Below are 20530 nucleotides of genomic sequence, written 5' to 3'. Positions count from 1 at the left end.
TATTCTACTTTCTGTTCATTGACTTGTTGCGGCTGGTTATATCATCAACCGAAGCTTTCACGGCATCACTCAGTGAGTACTTTGTCTCAAAGCCTTGTTTTCTTATTTTGCTATCATTCCAAATTCTATTTACAGTAAAAGTCTTCAGTGCAAACGGTGATAGTTTATACTGAAGCATTTCATCATCCGTTAATGTATCTGGTAAATTCACTGTCTTCGAAATCTTACCTGCCGCCTGATCCATTTCTATTTTTAACTGTTTCCAAGTTGTGTCAAATCCTTTGAGTAAATAGATGCCATTGTCATGCTCGGGTTTTTGATACGTTCCTAACCAAACCATTGCACGTCCAACATCACGTGTGTCGACAAAGGAAACCTTAGTCGACACATTGTTTATCATCGGATGTCGATCATTAGCATGCGAGGTAAATAGACGCGAGAAAAATGATGATTTATCCCTAACACCGATGGTACTCGCTGGGCGTAAAATGATGGTTTCGATGCCGGTTTCCGTACCCACTTCTTGGATAACTTTCTCCCTTTCCAGATTTAGTTGTTGAACAGGGTACTCGGGCTGCGTAATATATGATTCATCAATGGGTTCGTTGGTTTGAAAATCATAGATAACTATGGTACTAAGCTGAATAAACCTTTTAGCTCCATGTGAAGCGGCTGCTTCAATAAGATTTCTAGTCAATTTTACTTCTATTTCATCATCTAAAGATTTGGTATCTGCGATGCAATTGTATACGACTTCATTTCCTGCAATCACTCGGCCAATTTCTTTATTGTCAGAATAATCAATTACTTCTATCTTGACCCTCAACCTATCTAAAAATGCTGTGTCACTACTATTCCTAACAGCTGCAGTAACTTGATGACCAGCTAATTGTAATTGTTCAACAACATGACTACCAATAAAACCTGTTGCTCCCAAAACAATTGATTTCATATTTAACGTCCTCTCATTTCAAAATTTTAATGAATTACGTTACACCTTTCAGTATTGAAACAGATGAAGAAATACTTGCACAGTCCCATTTGTAAAGGAACACTCTGCTTTTTGGGTTTACTAAAGGGGCCCTTGTGAACTATACTAATTGAAGTGATATTCATTTTAAAGTACTGATATTTTTTATAGTAACTATAATGTTATATAGTGAGGGGGACATAACATGTCTATAGATAGTGAACAAAACAACAACAAATGCCCCATCGAAAAGACTATTAGTGTAATAGGTGGTAAGTGGACGTTTATTATTCTTCGAGATCTCTTTATAGGTCCTAAACGATTTGGTGAAATCCAAAAATCTTTAAAAGGCATTAGTCCCAGAACGCTATCAATGCGTTTGAAGGAGTTGGAGGAAGAAGGGATAATTAACAGGGTTATCTACTCAGAAATTCCCCCGCATGTGGAATATTCATTGACGGCAAAAGGGAAAACCCTCCGTCCGATATTTGATGCAATGAAAGACTGGGGGAATACTTGGAACATTTTAAAACTGTGAATCATCCCCTGCTGATCGTAATTTTATTAGAAAATTCTAATTTTAACCGCGTTTAATCACGGTGGTTGTTTGTTTATTGTCTTTTACCCGGGTAAATTTCCACGCTTCACGCGCTCGTTTTTCTATCGGATCTTCCACGACATATAATAAATAAGTCGGAATTCAAGCATTATCCCTAGTAGACAAGCATATACTTACCATTATCGTATATGGGGGTGTTAACTATGTCGAAGGTCATTTCGCTAATCGAATATAAGAGAAATAAGAAGAGGAAGGATTCTCTTTATTTGATTGTCATTTTCTCTTTTTGTATTGCCTTTTGTGCAATGTTGGTTTTGGCTGCTCCAAATATTTCTTCTAATATTCCATTGAACCAAAATATAAGTGATCTTCAATTGGATGGAAACAAAATAGCGGAATTGGGACCCCCCTCTCATTAAGATGAAACTCAATTATTACATCTTCTAAATAAAAAAATCCAATCCGAACATTAAGCACATCCAATTTCTAAATTATGATGATTTCTTGACATGTTTTTTGAAAAAGGCGTATACTACCAATTAGTTATCAAGGGTAACTAATTTTTTATAAAAAGGTGGTAGTGAATTGCAAGGTTTTTTTCAGCGTTATCTAGTTCTATACAGACCTCTCATAACGAGATTGAATGAACTCCTGGGTACATATGATCTTTCCTATTCTTTGTGGCAGGTTATCTTTTATGTGAAGAATAATGGCCCTTCTACGCTCGTAGATATTTCTAGCAACTTTAATGTAGAAAAGCCTACTATTACGAGAACGGTCCACCGCTTGGAAGAGACAGGATTGGTGAATCGAATTCCGGGCAAAGACAGGCGTGAAAAAATCATTCAGTTAACGGAATTAGGTGAAGAGGTTTACCAAGCTTGTCGCAAAAAAATAACGGAATTGGAATACCGTGTGATGGAAGGTATTCCGGCAGAAGAACAAAACGCTGCTTTTCGTATACTTCCAAAAATGCGAGAAAATGTAACGAACAAAGAGGGTAATAATAATGAGTAAGTCAAAATTGTGGACAAAGGATTTTTTAATTGTTTCAGCAGCTAATTTTTTTCTATACTTTACCTTTTACTTATTGGTAGCAACCATAACCATTTATGCAACGGAAAAATTTCAAGCATCACCAAGTATGGCCGGACTCGCATCTGGAATTTTTGTCTTAGGGGCACTTATTGCGCGTCTTTTTGCCGGGAGATCCATTGAACAGGTTGGACGGAAAAAGATGCTTTATATTGGCTTTATTTTTATCTTAATTGTCACGCTCCTTTATTTTGCAGTTAACAGTGTGACTTTCCTATTAGTCATTCGATTCCTGCATGGTGTCGCCTTTGGGATAGCTTCCACGGCGACAGGAACGATTGTTGGAAATATTATTCCGGCTGAGCGCCGCGGGGAAGGGATTGGTTATTATGCATTGAGTCTCACCCTTGCTGCGGCGATCGGTCCTTTTTTAGGAATGTTTCTCACTCAACACACTAGCTTTAGCATGAATTTTGTTTTATGTACCCTTCTATTAGCCGTTAGTTTTATTGCCTCGCTCTTTTTGAAGGTTCCCAAGACGGAATTAACCAAACAAGAATTAGGAAGAATGAAGGGATTTAAGTTTAATAGTTTCTTTGAACCTAGCGCCATTCCGATTGCAATCATCACCGCTTTTATTGGTTTTGGCTATTCTAGCGTTCTCTCCTTCCTTACATCCTATTCAAAGGAAATTCACTTAGTGGATGTGGCGAGCTTTTTCTTTATCGTCTACGCTGCTGTTATCTTAGTTTCTAGACCGTTCACCGGGCGCTGGCTTGATTCGAAAGGTGAAAATTTTGTAATGTATCCGGCTTTCCTGTGTTTTTCGATTGGATTACTCGTCCTTAGTCAGGTTCACCAAGGCTATTTCCTTTTAGTGGCAGGGGTCTTTGTCGGTCTCGGCTATGGTACGTTATCGGCTAGTGCTCAAGCCATTTCCATTAAAGGCTCTCCGAAGCATCGTATAGGAATAGCAACTTCTACCTACTTTATTTTCCTGGATGGAGGAATTGGAGTCGGACCATTCTTATTGGGCTTTTTGGTCCCATCCATTGGTTACCGAGGATTGTATATATTTATGGGCATTATTATGTTCACTTGTATCTTCCTATATTATTTCTTGCATGGAAGAAAAGCGGCACTGGGTGAACAGCTTGCGAAGGCTAGCTAGCCGATGGTGCGCTGCACGATAAGCCTCCTCATTGTATCAAAGGCGGGTTATTTGTTTGCATATGTATAGTTACACTAATGGATGTCCACATCTTTCTTCTCGATTGGTCATTATTGCTTGTGCATGTGAAAACTGAAACCGTCAAAGCAGCCTTTCTCCGAGGAAAAAGGCTGCTTTGGTTTCCTCGGTTTTTTATTTTTACAATAAAAAGTTGTTCTGAATGAGGACGAACATGATAAAAAACAACTCAGAATCTTAATGAGGGTGGATTTTATCAACTTTCACTGATAAACGGTTATGCCTAATCTATTTTACTTTTTTGTTATTTTCCACAATGCACCTGTATGCGGCTGGGGATTAGATAGTCTTCCAAAATCAACAACATAGAGTGCCGTACCGTCCGGGCTAAATTTAGCCTGCAAAGGACGAATCGGGCCATGTGTATTTGATTCTGCCATGGGATTTACAAGAAAATCACGGATTTGCCCAGTTTCAGTATTTAACCGTACAACTTTAAAACCTTCCAGCTGTGCAACAAATACCTCTCTTACATGACCAAAAACAGGATTCCTAGAAAAATCAAACTTATTAGAAGAAGTGTGACGTGCAAAACGTGCCATTGGTTGACATGCCAGTGGGGGATGCTTCTTAATCAAAAATGTAGGTTGCGGTTCATCGGCTACATGAAAGTGGGGAAGTATGCAGGGAAGACCGCTAAAAAAATCAGGCCAGCCATACCAGCCGTTTATAGTTATCTCCCAAAAATTATCCCAATCGCGGTTAATCGGACGGCTTCCCCTCTCATCAGCCCCGTTGTCCGTTATATATAATTTTCCATTAAAAGGTGAAAACCGCATTCCGAATGGGTTGCGGAACCCATCCGCTATAATTCGTAAATCGTTACCATCTAAGTCGCAACTGTAAATTACTCCATTCGCAAACAAATTTCCTTTAACAGTTTCACCGTCGAAGCTCGGGACACCAAAAGGTTTATAAGCACCAGTAATATTTATGTTTTGATCGTGTTCAATAATGCGAGGGCTAATAAAATTAGTTCCGTTAAGCACGAAATTCCGAGCTGACGTGTCATGAAAATTAGGATGTAGTTTGCGCCATTCTGTATTATCCGCCCCTACCACAGCTGAATTGGTTGCAGTACCAACTGTAAAATAAAGCTTATTGTTAGGACCAACTTTGATATCACCTGTAAAATGATCACCGCAACTTACTAGGTTGGACACTATTACCTTTCTGCGTCCATCAAGCGAAAACTTTGTTATTTTTCCACCATCTCTATCCCCACCCCCACGATTTCCTTCCGCTGTGTAGAAGTATCCTTGATGCCAGGTAAGCCCTGTAAGCGGACCTTTAAAACCACCCGCAATTTCGGTTAAGGCTCCATTGTTGCCTACGCGTAGTACCCGGCCTTCCCCCGGAGGCGTTCCGTAAGCAAAACCCGATTCTGCAATGTACCAAAAACCTTGATCATCTACTGTAAGAGAAGTAGGAAAAGTTAAATTAGCGACTACTTTTTCTAATTGATACCCCTCCTCAAGCTCAAAGGGGACCGTGGCCTGCGCAATGTTTTGATCATGGTGTTTGGAAATTGCGGACATGTATTTTTTGATATCAATCAGCATGTTAACCTGCTGCATTTTCGTATCAATAAGAGCCTGTAGCAGCAGATCATTTTTCACATCAGCGGATAAAAAATAATAAGCATAGCTTTCATACTCTTGAAGAAGCTGATACTCCCTATCGTAAAGTTCATCAGCTATACTTGAAAATGATTTGTATACTTCAAAATATTTCGGAATTTCTTTCGGGAATGTCGAATGAATAGAAGCAAATCGCTGCAGCAGTGACAACTGCTGTTCTTGCTTTCTGCCTAATTCTAAAGCGAAATTTTTCAATTCGGAATAAGGGTTAATTTGCTGTAAGCGCTCATACAGCTTATAGTTAACGACTTCCAATGTATATTCTTTTTCAATCATTCCACTAGGGATATATGCACTCATCTTCCTCTTCTCCTTTTTTATTCAGATGGGGAGAGATGATATTCTCACCATCATAAGAATTGAAAAATTAGCTCCCCCCAAACGGGAAGAGCTAATCACGAGTGCGACATTCTCGGACAAGTTTACTTTCATTAGTTACTTTCGTTTAATACGCCAAACTGCGCCGGTATCTGAATGAGGAATAAAAGTACCAGGTGTCGCTTCTAAGATTCCGAAATCAACTATAAATAGTGATTCCCCGGAAGGTGAAAAGCGAAGGGCTAATGGTCGTTCAGGCCAGTTTCCGCCTTTTCCGGGATTAAAGTTTATGTAGAAATCACGTACCTGCCCGGTATAGGGATTGGCCTTTACAATTCGATATCCTTTAGGTTCTAAATCATCCGTTGTAATTGGCGGACCACTGCCAAACTGAGCGAAAAAGATCTCATTTATTGTGGAAAAGAGTGGATTTCGGCAATAATCAAACTTTTGGGTTGCTGAATGGGGTTTAAAGCGAATCAATGGCTGTTCGATAATCGGAGGGTGCTCTGCAAGAATAAATTCAGGTTGAGCATTACCCTCTGGTTTGAAATACGGTAATGTAACCGGTAATCCGCTGGCAAAGTCCGGCCAACCATACCAACCAGAATTCACTTCGTAGAAAGGATCCCAATCCCCTTCAATTGGGCGACTCCCCCTGAAATCAAAACCATTCGACGTGGCATACAATTTTCCATCTGGTAAGAAACCTAAGCCGAATACATTTCTCATCCCATCGGCCACGATTTCCAAACCACTTCCATCAGGGTTTGCCCGGTAAATCACACCATTGGCCATTACCTGCCCTTGTGCCACTTCCCCAGGATAGCAAGAAACCCCGAAGGGACGAAACGCTCCTGTCATAGCTCTGGCATTCGGGTTCGTCTTGTCTAACAGGTTGGGACTTTCAAAATTTTGCCCTGCCAATTTGAGATCACGTGCCGGAACATCATGATATTTCTTCTTTAAACCCACCCATCCATTAAGAACGTTATCCATTCCTACTACCGCAGAATTTGTTGTCGTTCCTACTGCGAAATACATTTTCCCGTCTGGACCGAAAACTATTTCTGACGTATAGTGATCTCCTCCACCTCTTAAACCTTGAATAATGATTTCTTTTTCCCCTGTTCGACTCACTCGGTACACTTTTCCATTAAAACTTCCAGTTACCACATAAAAGTAACCCTGATGCCAAGCAAAACCCGTTAAGGGCCCTTCAAACCCGGAAGCAATCTTGCATATCTTCCCATTTTTCCTGATATGAAGAATTCTGGCTTCTTCCACAGCGGGTCCGTAAGAAAAGCCTGCTTCCCCAACATACATCTCTCCATCATCGTCAAACACGATACTTGCCGGGAACGTAAGACCCGAAACGATGCGCTCTAGCTCATAGCCTTGGTTTAACCAGTACCCCCTTTTCATTCCTTTAAGCAGTGCTTCTTCTTTTTTTCCTTTGGAAATTGTTTTTTCCACTCCAACAATAAATCGACCTGCCGGCTGTGTAGTTCTTGTAATGATTCGATAACAGGCACTAAACTAGGAGAGGAACCTAAAAAATAGGAATAGGATTGATAGACGACTTTCAGCTCTATTTGTCTTTCCATTAATTCATTCATAAGAGAATGGGGGTCATGATGATATTGAACGATTCCCTCAGGAAGTGCAGGTTTTAAAAGAGTAAAGGCTTGGATAAGCGTGTTGAGAAGGGTCTTCTTTTGGCGTTGTACATCTAATAACGCCGCTGCGTAAGGATTTTGGCCTCCGACGATTTGATTCAATCTGTGGTACAACTTGGTGTTTACCTTTTCCCAAATGTATTCACGAATCAGTAATTTATTCGGCAGATAAGGCACACATGTCTCGATCATGACTCACCCTCCCTCCCGACAATCTGATCAAGATATTCTTTAAATTGAACCCATTGAGCAAAAAAGTCATGGTCTACTTCGGTTTGGCTCCCAAATGGCGCATAAGGAGATTTAAAAAACATGTTCAAATGGGACATGATTCCCTTTTCCCCTCGGCGGTGAGCGTAATCCATCAAGCGTGCCATATCCAGCAGTATAGGGGCAGCAAGGATTGAATCACTACCGATCCAGTTGACTTTCATACTCATTGGGCTTCCCATCCACCCTTCAAAATCAATGTTATCCCATGCCTCTTTGTGATCACCCCTGGGCGAGTAATAGTCGATTCTTACTACATGATCAAAGTCTTCATACCCTAAAATCTGCTTCAGTCCGGAAGATTTAGATTCAAGTTTGGATCTTGCGTGCTTGTCGTTACGAAGGATTTCCCCATCGTGATTTCCTAAAATATTAGTACTATACCATCCATTAACCTTAAGCTGTCTTGCCTTAAACATGGGTGCAAGAACTGTTTTATACAAGGTCTGGCCTGTTTTACCATCCTTTCCAGCTATTAAGGCGTTCTTTTCGATCGCCAGTTCCTGAAGCGCCGGTACTTCCATACAAATGCTTGGAGTAAAATTGACAAAACCACAACCCGACTGAATAGCTGCGTATGCATAACTTATGCTAGGTGGAATCCGAAAGTCATTTTCTTGAATTCGAGACTCGAAAAAGGGCAGATCCCATTCGTATAATTCCCGTGAAATCATCGGCTCTGTCGAGGAAACATTGATTACTACAGTGAAATCCACATTGTGTTCGTCTTTAAAACATCTGATTTCTTCCATAATGCGTTGGATCGCCTGGTAAAGGGACTCCTGGATATTAGTTGTGAAAGCGCCATATACCTGTTTCGTTATATCGTCCACATTGACCTGTATTCCCTGATAAACCGGTATCGATTGCATTTCCTCCCACAGACAACACAATATATTCTCCGGTATCGTTGCATTTTGTTGAGCAGCCTCGTAAAGATTGCGATTTCGGATATCCCAACCGCCAAATGCAATGTCACTTAATGGGGTATAGTGAACCCCCTTCACAAAATCTGACTCGGTAATTAGTCCGCGAACCGGAACAAGTTTTTTCTTAATCGCCAAAGCTCCGGACATGACAGTCGTAGCAACCGAACCTAAGGCTCCTACAAATAGAACGCCCAACTTTTGTTTCAAAATCTGTCCCCTCCCTCCTTATATTTGATAACCAAGTTGCTCAAGAAGGAAAGCGGGGATTTCATGTGCCTCCCATACCTCTTTGTTGCTCAATGATTGTGACTGGGGTCCCGTGACAATGATACTAACCAGATCCTCGTCCGTAGTTGGAGGGACTCCATGCGACCCTTTGATCAACTCTGCTTTTAAAGGGATGGTTCGTGTTTTAGCATCGAAAAAAAGCTCTACCGGGTCATAGCCAGGTTTGCGGTGAATATCCACCGTATGCGCAAACGAAGGGGCAAATGCATCCTCATACCACCAGTAATATGGAAACCAGGCATCTCTTTCTGCAACAACTACCAATTCGCCCGCGTTAGCATGATCCACCTGCCATTTCCTCTTTCCAATCTGCCCCCACACTTCAGCGATCCCGTCCGTTTCCTGCAGAACTTTTTGCACTTCACTTTTAATATCATCCTGCACATAAATATGCGCGACTTGATGATCTACCAAAGCAAAGGCTTTGCTATGGTAAAGATCCAAGTATTCCTTCCCTCCAATTCGATTCACCTTTAGCCATCCGTAATCCCGCAATGTTCGGTTGATGAACACAGGGCGAGATACTGGTTGAATGGCGTATTCCGAAAGTAAGACGAATGATATGTCTTCCCACCTGCCCATTGCCTGCAAATCATCAACAAACTCCCCTACCAAGACATCGATCTCCTTAACGGATTGCTTAGCCTTTTCGCTGTGAGGACCAAATCGCTGGGCGTCATAATCGAGATTCGGCAGATAAACCATTGTTAATGTGGGATTTGAGGTTTTTATAATGTCTAGTGCTGCCCTGGCGATCCATTCGCTGGATGCAAACGAAGCCAGCGGACCCCAGAAGGAATGAAGATGGAATGGCCCATTTCTTTTCGCTACTTGTTCATACAAACCCGCAGGCTTTGAAAAATACCATTCTTGCATCCCGTCCTCGAGGTGAATCGGAGAGGGAGTGATCACGATATCAGCTGAAGCATATTTGATATACTGCCAGAATAAAATCGCCGTTTTAGCCGCAGGATCATATTGTTTTAATACATCCCAGATCCGGTCCGCTTTAATGGGAGCCCCAGTTTGTTCCCACAGGGTTACTTCCTGTCTGCTTCGGTCATAAAGTCCATTGCTGATAATGCCATGGCGGCCCGGAAGATACCCCGTAACCAATGTGGTCTGTACCGTTCCAGTCACCGGCGGAAATGGAGGTTTTATTTTAGCTACATGTCCCTGAGATGCGATCCGGTTGAGATTCGGTGTTAGTTCTCGATCTTTAAGATGCGATGGTGTTAACCCGACAAGATTCAAAACAATGACTTGCTTAGCAAAACGTGGCAACTTTTTACCCTCCTCCAAATGTCTTATGTCATGGAGAACCAACGAGCAATCAACCATGGAATGATGAATAATGATGCTGTCATCATGGCTTGAAATCCACCACTAAAAATCGCAACTAAGGCCGCATTGAGCAGGATAAGCGATAATAACCCATATTTTACCCCACGGCCAATAAGAAAGGGCTCCGGCCTTCGAATGGCGGGAATTAGCGCAAACCCTTCCCCAAGCAGATATAGCACGATAAAAATAAAGACGACGGAGAGCGAGGCTTGAAATTGAAGGCCCAAGACGAATAAAAGGATGGCTAATCCCATCGGGACAGCGGTTAGAAACAACACGTGACGTTGGGATAAACCCGTGGTTTCTCCCTGACTGAGGGATGTAACGGATACGATATGGAAAAAAGGAAAAGCAAGGAGAAAAGCGTAATGCCATATTTGGTGCGGAGCGATTGAAAACCCCAGCAAAAGATTTATGGATCGACAAAGTCCCATCACGATGGAACCCAACGTATGACTTTTCTTGGCCCACCCATTATAGAAAATAATCGTGCCGACGAGAACAATAGCTATCATAAAGCTAAGAAAACTCGACATCCAGGCAGCGATTAGTCCGCCAATTAACAGGTAGGAAGCTAGTAACGCTGCCCTTTTCCTACTGACCTTCCCGGATGGAATGGGTCGCTCCGGCCGTTGCATTGCATCGATTGCTACATCCACCACATCGTTTAACGCAACACCCCCACTATAGAGAAGGCAAGAGGAAACAATCAACCAAGCCATCGATCCTTGTATAATTTCAGTAATTGCAGCCATAATCCATACCCCAGCCAGAACATCCGCAGCAGATGTTACAATATTGGGTAATCGCAACAATTGAAAATAAGCTTTCATTTTTCCTCACCCTTCGACGAGGTTTCCATTATCCGCTGTAATACGGGACCAATATGTTGCAGAGCCTGATTTGCCGTAGAACTAGAGATTCTTTATAGGGATAAATTTTGATGACGGGCGCAGGGGTCAAGAACGGAATGGGACATCCTGTCATAATAATCCATCAGTCTTGAATATATATGATTATGAAGATTATCCATGAGCGCATTCATGACCATTTTCACTGATTATATCTTTTAAATAAGAAAGGGATCGTTTCGCAGCATCATCTGGGGCATCATTATAGGTATACAGCTCCATCGTGATAAATTGTTGATAGTTTATAGATTTCAACGCATCTAACACTTCCTTAAAATCAATATCTCCATCACCCGGAACAAGATGATAATGCTTACAACCACGAATATCCTCCAAATGTACATTCCAAATTTTATCTGAGAATTTGCTTATGGTTTCTGCTAAAGGTTCCCCTATGACTTGACAATGACCAATATCTAAATTTACTCCTAGATTTGGACAGGGCAGATCCTGAAATAACTGTATTAGTTCAACCGAGTTTTCTATCAATAACCCAGGTTCATATTCGATCCCTACACAAATATCTTTTTTTACTGCGTAATCTAAAACCTCGTTAAGTGAGTGATAAAAATTTCGATAAGCCGTGTGCGGAGGATTTCCTGGAAGAGAACGCCCAGAAGTCACACTAATACAAGTAGCCCCCCATTCTACAGCTAGATCAATACACTGCTTGGTATATTCAATTCTGTTTCTCCTTGTTTCTTCATCGTTACTGCACAAGGAAGGCTCAAATATTACCTCCCCACTTCTAAAGAGGGAAGGATAGAACCCAGTTGCTGTATTTGCGTTAATATTGCTGACTGGTATTCCTGTGTTTTGTAAAACACGGTACACTTTGCTGATTTCTTCGGTAGAAATCGTTGAGGCGAAAGCATGGGGAGCATCTGCCAAAATCTCTACCCCATCGTAGCCATGGGCATGTATTTGTTCAATAGCCTTAACCAAAGGAAAACGAGTAAAGGCATTTGTACCAAATGCGAGATACATACGATATTCCTCCCTTTCTTGTATTAATTTACAATCCATATTTATTAAAGAGATCAATCCTTTATACTCTAACCTTCCAAAAATATCACTGCTTAAAGAAGTCTACTAAGGTTTTTAATGGCTATCAGTTAAAGGAATACACGCTCGAGTTGGTACCCATTTCCACCTTTTAAAAAAGTGACATAAAAAAGACCGGGGCTCCTGCTATTAGGAGCCTCAGCTGAGCTTAAACTAAACGGACATTCTGTAAACCTTCGATGACTCTTGTTACATACCGATAAGCTTCTAAGGAAGCTTCAAAAGCTTGATTTTCATATGGATATAGTTCAATTGTTATACAGCGATCATAACCCGTTTCTTGAATCGCTTTTAACACACGTGGGATGTCGATACTCCCGTGACCAGGTATTAAATGATGATGTACGCGATCCTCTGCTATATCCTCCAGATGGTAATGGTGCGTATAAGGTAATAACTTATCTACCAATTTCACAGGGTCCTCTCCCACACAGAAGAAGTGACCAATATCGAAATTTAGACCAATTGCTTCGGAGGACACAGCTTTTTTTAATTCAAGGAACTGGTCACTTGTTTCGATTAATAAATCTGGTTCTGGTTCTACTAGAATAGTTACCCCAGCCTTTTCCGCATGATCCGCCAATTCCTCCATAGCCGAGATAAAAGCACGATTAGCCCATGATCGATCGACTCCACCCAGCGGTCCTCCTGGTTCTGTAGAGAGGGTCCTTGCCCCTAACCGAACCGCTATTTCTATACAATCATGCGTATGGTTAATTCGCTGTCGACGCTCTCTTTCATCGGCTTCAATAAACGAAGGATGCCAGCAGTCTTGAATTCCATAAAGCATAAAGGCATTGAGATTCGAGATCACCATGTTTCTCTCGATTAATTTTTGTTTGATGGATTGCACTTTTTCCTCTGTCGTATGGGGAGGAAAAGCATGTGGAATATCTAGTAAGATTTCAATCCCTTGGTAACCAATATCAGCCGCCATATCAATGGTTTGTATAATATCAAACTTTTTAAATGCATTACTGCTAATAGCAAGCTTCATTTACGCTTCCTCCAACTCTGCGAGCTTTAACTTACCCGACTGACGATAGAATTGAATTGGATTATCCCACACTAATTTCTCAATAACATCTTCTGCGTATTCTTTGATTCTCATTTCTAAAGCGGTTTTAACAACATTCAAAGGATTCGATGGTCCCCAATCGGCCGCGGTGTTAACCATCATTCGGTCGGTTCCGTAACGAGCAAAAATTTCGATTGCTTGTGCTGGGGAGACCTTAGTCGGATAAATGGTCATTGCACTCCAGCCTCCATAGGCGACAGAGAGATCGATCGTATCTAAATTGTTATGATCGATAATGACCTGATCCGGGTCGAGCCCGACTTCTTTAAGGAGGTGAATCGTACGTTCCGTTCCTTCACGTTTATTCTGGTGCGGAGTATGTACCATTACAAGCATGTTTAACTCTTTTGCTATTTTCAACTGACGTTTCATCACTTCTTCTTCCGCAACTGTGATACGGTCAAATCCGACCTCCCCTATCGCCAGGCAACGGTCATGTAATAAATACCTCTTCAAGCCATCAATCACTTCATGAGCAAGATCAAGATTGTTTGCTTCCTTTGGATTCATCGCAATACAGCAATAGTGATCAATTCCATACTGTTTCGCGCGTTTGGGTTCGAATGACAGTATATGTTCAAAGTAATCGAAGTAAGTTCCTGGATATCGTCGTTCACTACCGAGCCAGAAGGAAGGCTCAACCACGGCCCTTACACCCGATAAACTCATTCGTTCGTAGTCGTCCGTCGTACGGGAATAACAATGGATATGCGGATCAAAAAATTTCATCTGTTCCTCCCTGCTTGATAAAAGAATTGTGTTAGAAGTCTGTCTTTTTTAAATTACATCTAATATTTATTTAACAACGCTATCCTTTATGCTCCACTATCATAATTCCACGAGAAATTCCTGTGACTATTGTTTGCAGATGACCAAATGTTCAAAATATTTTTTCAACTATAATAGAGATGATTGTTGAAAGGACCGTAATAGTTGATTCAAATCTATGTGTGCTGAAAGATTAATTGTAATGGATAAGCACTAATTACTGGTAACGCAAATATGCTACATTAGCCTATATTTGAACATTCGAAAAGAGGGAAACACCCGATAATGTTGATGCTGTTAGAAGGTTAAATGAGGACAGCATTCAACTGGTTTATGGTTTTAGAAACTTTAAAAGGAATCTGTTAATTCTCATCATCAATTGTAAGATACACGGCTTTAACTTCCCCCTTTTAGTCGATCATATTGCTCGTGAAGCCGAATATTTTATGGGTACTCTTCAAAAATTTAATCAGGGAATACTTGAGCCTGTTCAGGATGCCATTAGATGTCCCCGATAAAAACCAACTCCAAAAAATACACCAAACAGGTTGAAGACAACAACAAGGTATATGACGTAAAAAGTGGTTGGTTAAGTCGTCTAACTGGTGACAAAGATTCAGCCATTCCTCGTTATGCTGATCAAAAGTCCCCCATTAAGCATGTGATTTACGTTATTAATGAAAATCGCGACCAGGTATTTGGAGATTTAGGGAAAGGCAACGGTGATCCGAGTTTAACGCAGTTCGGTAAGTCCTTTACGCCAAACCTGCATAAACTCGCAACTCAATTTGTGACTTTGGACAACTTCTATGCAGATGGTGAGGTCAGTGAGCAAGGACATCCATGGATGATTCTGGGTATGAAACCAATGACCCAGTTTGACGCGTCTGCCATTCCAATGCTCAATTCCTTCACCAACCATCCTAACCTCGACCCTTATAAGGTTGAACAATTAACATATCCATTGAATGCAATGAATGGTCAAAATGCACCGATGGCGGCAGTTTCCAAGCAAATGGACTTCTCTAAACCTGATGCTGCAGATTCAAACAAACTTAATCAGGCTATCTGGAAAGCAACAAAAGGAAATCAACCATATCCCATTTCAAAAAAATAAACAATACATTTGAAGGAAATATACGGCCTAAAGATTTTAAAGGCAGGCTTGTTCAATATATTAAAATGAACTTAAAATCTATACAACACAAAGACGTTGAATAAGACAAGCCATATAAAATGCCTACATTAGACAGTGGTAAAACAGAGATTTACAAATCAAAATTAACTTAAATCCGTCTGGCTAAGACGGATTTTTATTTGCTTTTTGTTTTATGTAGCGGGCATCGTTTTCTGAAACAATCAAATACCACACAGGTTATCCCCTCTTGAAAATAAACTACTGGGTTTAAGCTTCCGTCTTTTAAGTTATGCTGGGTAAAATAAAAATAAGGTACAAACGATATGTAAAGGATAAACCGTCGAGATGCAACAGATATAAAAGGAGGGTAACTCTTGGGGTATCTAACAACGTTGATGAACCATTATGGATATATGGTATTATTATTTTCCTTTATATTGGAGCTTATTGCGTTTCCTGTGCCAGGCGAAGTGCTGATGGGTTACACTGGCGTTCTTGTTTTCCAGGGCAAGCTGAATTGGATATTTAGTATATTCACGGCATGGATAGGATGCTGTATCGGAATATCGATTGCCTATTGGATAGGTTTTAAGTTAGGCACCCCATTTTTTCAAAAGTACGGGCATAAGTTTCATTTGGGACCCGAAAAATTAGAAAAAACATCCCAGTGGTTTGAGAAATACGGCAATAAGATGCTGGTTATCGCTTATTTTATCCCAGGTGTTCGACACATTACAGGTTACTTTTCGGGCATAACGAGGATTCGCTACCGCACCTTTGCCTTGTATGCCTATCTAGGAGCTTTATTATATACAGGTACTTTTATTTCATTAGGCAAAGTGTTAGGTCCACAGTGGGAACATTTTCACAACTCCATTAAAAAGTATTTACTTATAGCCGGCATCATTGCGGCGATAGTCGTTGCAGCCGTTTATGGATATAGAAAATTTAAGGAACAGATTAAGGAGAAGATAACAAGTGGTTTAAACAGGGGGATACACTTGTTTCATTCCCTTCGGAGGGTAAGGCTTCTTATACTTGCGATCGCTGCCGTTTTTCTGGAGCTTGTTGTTTTTATGGGTGGTTTAATTCAAGATTATTTAAGCAGTGAATATGAAGAATTTAATTTAGTGGTGTCTGTGCTGGTGCGATTGATGTTTAATAAAACCTGGATGCCATGGATGCATACGTTCGGCTTACTAGCATCCGGAAAGATACTATTGACCCTTAGTATTCTTATTTTTCTATGGATTTGTTTTAAGAAAAAATACCGAGTGATTGAGGGAGCATTTCTGGTTATTGTGATCGCAGGAGGTGATCTCTGGAGAGAACTTCTGCGACATGTATTTATTGTTGTTCACCCATCTCCCATGGAAGGAAGCAACCTTTATGCCTTTCCCAATGAACAAACGCTTATGGCAACCATTGTGTATGGTTTTACTTCTTTTGTGCTTGCACGAAATTCAAGAAAACCATCAATATCAATCGTTGTTTCGTTACTGACATTTCTCGTTTTATTTGTAATTGGTTTAAACGGCATATACTTTGGTGCACAGTCTCCTAGCGGAACAGTTGCAGGGTATGTCTTCGGGGGTGTATGGCTGACCTTAACCATTTTTCTCCTCGAAATTTTCCGCCTGATTAAAAAGAATTTTTAGCATTCATGTAAATCTAAACCTGGCGCTCAGTTTGGTCGGCCGTTATCAGCATCCGGATGGCCGGCACACGGTTCGTATACTGGATTTTTTTGTAAATCCTTTGCGAAATTTAGGGTAAACGCGGACTCAGACATCATATTTCTTGCATATTATAAAATGTTTCTACTAATTTTGATCAAAGGAGAGTCGATTGATGATACACGAGGAACTATCGCGTCAAATAAGTGACATGCAAAAAGATTTAAAGCGAACGTTTCATCCTGCCTTTGACTTGGCGAAAAAAGAAGTACTGGATTTCTCTTTCTCTTTCAAAAAAATGAATCGTGTCGCGGAATTGGGCGGCGTTGGAGAAATCGATTGCGCCTATGGCCTATACGCCATGGAAAAGTACAATCCGAATGAAATGATTATGGTGGATGTGCAATGGCCAAATAGTGCCAAACGCTTATGTGACAAGCATAAGGAAATTTCCACCATGCAGGCTAACTTCGGCAGCCCGGAAATGCCCGAACGCATCGGCCATGTGGATACCATCATCTTGTTCGACGTCCTACTGCATCAAGTAGCGCCTGACTGGGATCAAATTTTGGAGATGTACGCACCGTTTACTCGTTCATTTATTATATGCAATCCACAATTTACTCCATCATCCAGTACAGTAAGATTACTTGATTTAGGCAAAGAGGAGTACTTAAAGAACGTCCCGCATGAACCGACACATCCGAGTTATGTTCAATTATTTTCACATATGTACGAAGAGATTGTGCCAGGCCGCATTTGGAGAGACGCGCCGAACGTATGGCAATGGGGTATTACAAACAATGATCTGATTCGAACCATGGACCGGTTAGGGTTCCAACTCGACTTTTTGAAAAATTATGGACAATGGCACTCGTTGTCTAATTTTGAACACTACTCCTATTTCTTTTATAAGAAAGATTGACCGATCTATTTCTTATCAATTCGGTGGTGAACCATGGAAGGGGCCTTCATCGGTCCCTTCTTTATTTTCCCTTCATCCGCTTGCTAATTTCACAATATATTCGAATGCCAAATTAACAGTTGCTGTCATCACACCCGGTAGTCAACTTTCCCAGAAGCGCCGATCTCCTTTAGTGCTCCTTCAACGGCATTCACACAATACCCACAAGACATGCCTTCTACTTTAAGTGTAATGTTCTTCATTGGTAATTTCCTCCTGCTTATTGTTAAATCATTTCATAAGTTTATTCATTGTGGTCAGCAGTTCATCAATGACGTCATGATCGCCTTCTTGAATCCGTTCAATCACGCAGCTTTTCATATGTCCCTCGAGCAAAAGTTTCCCCACACTGTTTAGTGCGGATTGAATTGCTGCTAATTGATTGAGAACATCATCACAGTAGGCATCTTTTTCAATCATTCCTTTTACCCCTCTGATTTGTCCTTCAGTCCGATTTAATCGGGTCGTTAAATTTGCTTTTACTTTTTCTGAATGGTGACTTTTTCTTCCCTCACCATGCGAACAACTATCCGGTTCGTGCATAGACTTATTTTCTTTCAGGTTGTTCAACTCCTTCCCACTCAGATATACCATACCCCCTTATAGTATGCAAATGGAGCAATGCAAGTTACCAACAACCTCTGTGGATAGATTAGCCGATAATCTGTGATTCTTCCTCGGCTGCCCATAATCAGTATGTAAAACGTAACTTGCATACATATGTGAATAGAGAATACGGAGAGAAACCGATGTTGAAAGAAAAAGACACAGACTTTTGTCTGCGCCAAGTAGAGAGTATTCAAAACTGATGTTCACGATGTTATGCACCTTGACTTTGTCCGAAAGAATAGATTTGACCGTTAGTATACCGTCTCTATTCCATCTGCATCTTTAACAAAAGCAACACTCGCACTGGCACCTATGCGGCTGGCGCCAGCTTTTATCATTGCTTTTACATCATTTAATGTACGAATACCGCCGCTAGCTTTCACCCCGAACTCTAAGCCCACAATCTTCCTCATTAATGAAACATCCGCAACGGTTGCCCCAGCTTTCGAAAATCCTGTAGATGTTTTAACAAAATCAGCACCAGCTTCCTTACTAAGCTTACAGCCAATTACTTTTTCTTCATCTGTTAGAAGGCAAGTTTCAAGAATAACCTTCACAGTTTTTTCTCCTGCTGCCTCTACAACCATTCGTATATCCCGCTTTACACTATCCATCTTACCCGATTTTAAGTCCCCAATATTTATTACCATATCAATTTCAGTCGCTCCATTAGCTATGGCATCCCGCGTTTCCATTGCTTTGATTAAGGTTGTTCCCGCTCCAAAGGGAAAGCCAATGACGGTGGTAATTCCGATGTTAGACCCGTTTAATTCCTTCGATACAAACGGTACCCATACTGGATTTATACAAACGGTGGCAAATCCAAAGGTTTTAGCTTCATTACAAACCTGTATTACTTCATCTTCTGTAGCTTCTGGTTTTAGAATCGTATGATCTATCATTTTTGCTATTTCTTTTAGAGATTTAATTTCGTTCATTGGTAAGTCCCCCCTGAAAAATAGAGGTAGGGTTAGAACCTACCTCCAAATAATTTTAGTCTCTTGTTTTTACTTGATCCACGTTATCCTTTTTAACAATTTCCGCTTTAAGAATTACATCTTTCTCTAGTTTTTTGCCGTCAGATAAATCCTTTGCTGCCTTCACAGCATCTTTCCCTAAGAAATAGGGCGGATTAGCAACCGTAGCGTTTGCTTTTCCCTGTTTAATTAGTTCCTTCATGGGATCTGTATCATCTGTTCCCACTATTTTTACTTTACCTGTTAAGTTAGCTGCTTCTAGGGCTTGCTCTGCTCCAATTGCCATTTCATCATTAGCTGCATAGACCGCATCAATTCTAGGGTTAGCCTGTATAATGTTTTCCATAACTTTGAGGGCTTCTCCACGGTCAAAGTTTGCAGTTTGTTTAGCGACAATTTTAATTCCAGGATTTTGTTTCATTACTTCGTTAAACCCTTTATCTCGATCCTGGGCCACATTGGTTCCCATGATTCCAGTGATTTCAACTACATTTCCCTTTCCCTTGAGCTCTTTTGCCAACCAATCTCCTGCCATCTTTCCTGCCTCGACTGCGTCAAAACCAACATGTGCGACAACTTCTCCACCATTTGCCTTTCGGTCAATAGTAAGAATCGGTATATTTGCTTGATTCGCTTCCTGTACTGCGGGTACAATAGCATCGGAATCAGTTGGGTCGATAATGATTACGTCCGGTTTTTGTTGAATCATACTTTCAACGTTACTCAACTGGGTGCTTACATTATTTTGTGCATCCGTAACAATCAACTCAGCTCCTATTGCTTTTGCTTGAGCTTCTGCCCCTTCCTTTACGGCAACGAAAAACGGATTATTCAAGGTGTTCATGGAAAGACCAATTTTAAGTTTTTTTGTTGCGTTTGTTGAGTTTGGAGCAGAGGTTGATACGGCTTGCTTATCTGAACTTGATTCTTTGGTGCTACTACAACCAGCCAGCGGTGCAGCCATAGCGATAGTCGTCAAGAAGGCAAACGCTAATGCTTTTTTTCCTTTTTTCACTACTTATACCCCCATTTTTTAATATGATAGTGAAGATACTTATTAGTT

19 protein-coding genes and 2 pseudogenes are annotated in these 20530 nt (G+C 40.9%); 7 read left to right on the top strand and 14 right to left on the bottom strand.

The genetic code is table 11. The features are described from left to right. Positions 1 to 4: 4 nt before the first annotated feature. The gene (locus PP175_RS10560; RefSeq protein ID WP_272442707.1) at positions 5 to 952 is read right to left on the bottom strand and encodes an NAD-dependent epimerase/dehydratase family protein; all 948 of its coding nucleotides are present in this window, start codon (positions 950 to 952) and stop codon (positions 5 to 7) included. 223 nt (positions 953 to 1175) lie between these two features. Here PP175_RS10560 and PP175_RS10555 point away from each other — a divergent pair, with 223 nt between their 5' ends. The 3 genes from PP175_RS10555 (at position 1176) to PP175_RS10545 (ending at position 3735) form a co-directional block, all read left to right on the top strand. Further along, a complete protein-coding gene (locus PP175_RS10555) occupies positions 1176 to 1508 on the top strand; it encodes a winged helix-turn-helix transcriptional regulator (RefSeq protein ID WP_272442706.1) in 333 nt (110 codons plus the stop codon). A gap of 606 nt (positions 1509 to 2114) precedes the next feature. Then, positions 2115 to 2546, top strand: a complete 432-nt coding sequence (locus PP175_RS10550; protein WP_272442705.1) for a MarR family winged helix-turn-helix transcriptional regulator — start codon at positions 2115 to 2117, stop codon at positions 2544 to 2546. Then, on the top strand, positions 2539 to 3735 hold the full coding sequence (locus PP175_RS10545) for an MFS transporter (protein WP_272442704.1): 1197 nt from the start codon (positions 2539 to 2541) through the stop codon (positions 3733 to 3735). Before PP175_RS10550 ends, PP175_RS10545 begins: the two co-directional genes overlap by 8 nt. A 311-nt stretch (positions 3736 to 4046) precedes the next feature. Here PP175_RS10545 and PP175_RS10540 read toward each other — a convergent pair whose 3' ends face one another. From PP175_RS10540 to PP175_RS10500, 9 genes are all read right to left on the bottom strand, one after another. Next, positions 4047 to 5753: a PQQ-dependent sugar dehydrogenase gene (locus PP175_RS10540; protein ID WP_272442703.1), complete on the bottom strand. Its 1707-nt coding sequence runs from the start codon at positions 5751 to 5753 to the stop codon at positions 4047 to 4049. 135 nt (positions 5754 to 5888) lie between these two features. Further along, positions 5889 to 7247, bottom strand: coding sequence for a PQQ-dependent sugar dehydrogenase (locus tag PP175_RS10535; RefSeq protein ID WP_272442702.1), 1359 nt, complete (start codon positions 7245 to 7247; stop codon positions 5889 to 5891). Next, the gene (locus PP175_RS10530; protein WP_272442701.1) at positions 7193 to 7642 is read right to left on the bottom strand and encodes a hypothetical protein; all 450 of its coding nucleotides are present in this window, start codon (positions 7640 to 7642) and stop codon (positions 7193 to 7195) included. Before PP175_RS10530 ends, PP175_RS10535 begins: the two co-directional genes overlap by 55 nt. After that, positions 7639 to 8856, bottom strand: coding sequence for an inositol-3-phosphate synthase (locus PP175_RS10525; protein ID WP_272442700.1), 1218 nt, complete (start codon positions 8854 to 8856; stop codon positions 7639 to 7641). Before PP175_RS10525 ends, PP175_RS10530 begins: the two co-directional genes overlap by 4 nt. An 18-nt stretch (positions 8857 to 8874) precedes the next feature. Further along, on the bottom strand, positions 8875 to 10221 hold the full coding sequence (locus PP175_RS10520) for an alkaline phosphatase family protein (RefSeq protein ID WP_272442699.1): 1347 nt from the start codon (positions 10219 to 10221) through the stop codon (positions 8875 to 8877). A gap of 23 nt (positions 10222 to 10244) precedes the next feature. Then, positions 10245 to 11114, bottom strand: a complete 870-nt coding sequence (gene eboC, locus PP175_RS10515) for a UbiA-like protein EboC (protein ID WP_272442697.1) — start codon at positions 11112 to 11114, stop codon at positions 10245 to 10247. A gap of 192 nt (positions 11115 to 11306) precedes the next feature. Continuing rightward, positions 11307 to 12179, bottom strand: coding sequence for a sugar phosphate isomerase/epimerase family protein (locus tag PP175_RS10510; protein WP_272442696.1), 873 nt, complete (start codon positions 12177 to 12179; stop codon positions 11307 to 11309). A gap of 226 nt (positions 12180 to 12405) precedes the next feature. Continuing rightward, positions 12406 to 13254 (bottom strand): sugar phosphate isomerase/epimerase family protein, encoded by an 849-nt coding sequence (locus PP175_RS10505; RefSeq protein ID WP_272442695.1) that lies wholly within the window; start codon positions 13252 to 13254, stop codon positions 12406 to 12408. After that, a complete protein-coding gene (locus PP175_RS10500) occupies positions 13255 to 14064 on the bottom strand; it encodes a TatD family hydrolase (RefSeq protein WP_272442694.1) in 810 nt (269 codons plus the stop codon). 317 nt (positions 14065 to 14381) lie between these two features. Here PP175_RS10500 and PP175_RS10495 point away from each other — a divergent pair. From PP175_RS10495 to PP175_RS10480, 4 genes and pseudogenes are all read left to right on the top strand, one after another. After that, positions 14382 to 14606, top strand: a pseudogene (locus tag PP175_RS10495) (DUF2935 domain-containing protein); the annotation flags it as partial. Positions 14607 to 14608: 2 nt separating this feature from the next. Further along, the gene (locus tag PP175_RS10490; RefSeq protein ID WP_272442693.1) at positions 14609 to 15220 is read left to right on the top strand and encodes a hypothetical protein; all 612 of its coding nucleotides are present in this window, start codon (positions 14609 to 14611) and stop codon (positions 15218 to 15220) included. A gap of 395 nt (positions 15221 to 15615) precedes the next feature. Continuing rightward, positions 15616 to 16899, top strand: a complete 1284-nt coding sequence (locus tag PP175_RS10485) for a VTT domain-containing protein (RefSeq protein ID WP_272442692.1) — start codon at positions 15616 to 15618, stop codon at positions 16897 to 16899. 193 nt (positions 16900 to 17092) lie between these two features. Beyond that, on the top strand, positions 17093 to 17842 hold the full coding sequence (locus tag PP175_RS10480; RefSeq protein WP_272442691.1) for a hypothetical protein: 750 nt from the start codon (positions 17093 to 17095) through the stop codon (positions 17840 to 17842). Positions 17843 to 17982: 140 nt separating this feature from the next. Here PP175_RS10480 and PP175_RS10475 read toward each other — a convergent pair. The 4 genes and pseudogenes from PP175_RS10475 to PP175_RS10460 form a co-directional block, all read right to left on the bottom strand. Further along, a pseudogene (locus PP175_RS10475) lies at positions 17983 to 18084 on the bottom strand (copper chaperone); the annotation flags it as partial. Between the two features lie 28 nt (positions 18085 to 18112). Further along, the gene (locus tag PP175_RS10470; RefSeq protein WP_272443237.1) at positions 18113 to 18424 is read right to left on the bottom strand and encodes a metal-sensitive transcriptional regulator; all 312 of its coding nucleotides are present in this window, start codon (positions 18422 to 18424) and stop codon (positions 18113 to 18115) included. 317 nt (positions 18425 to 18741) lie between these two features. Further along, complete coding sequence (gene deoC, locus PP175_RS10465; protein WP_272442690.1) at positions 18742 to 19428, bottom strand: deoxyribose-phosphate aldolase; 687 nt, start codon at positions 19426 to 19428, stop codon at positions 18742 to 18744. Between the two features lie 55 nt (positions 19429 to 19483). Next, positions 19484 to 20482, bottom strand: coding sequence for a sugar ABC transporter substrate-binding protein (locus PP175_RS10460; protein ID WP_272442689.1), 999 nt, complete (start codon positions 20480 to 20482; stop codon positions 19484 to 19486). Between the last annotated feature and the right edge of the window lie 48 nt (positions 20483 to 20530).

It is taken from the genome of Aneurinibacillus sp. Ricciae_BoGa-3 (genome assembly GCF_028421645.1).
Taxonomy (GTDB): domain Bacteria; phylum Bacillota; class Bacilli; order Aneurinibacillales; family Aneurinibacillaceae; genus Aneurinibacillus_B.
The sequence above is the reverse complement of the archived record's forward strand: the minus strand, read 5'-3'. Positions and strand labels throughout refer to the sequence as shown.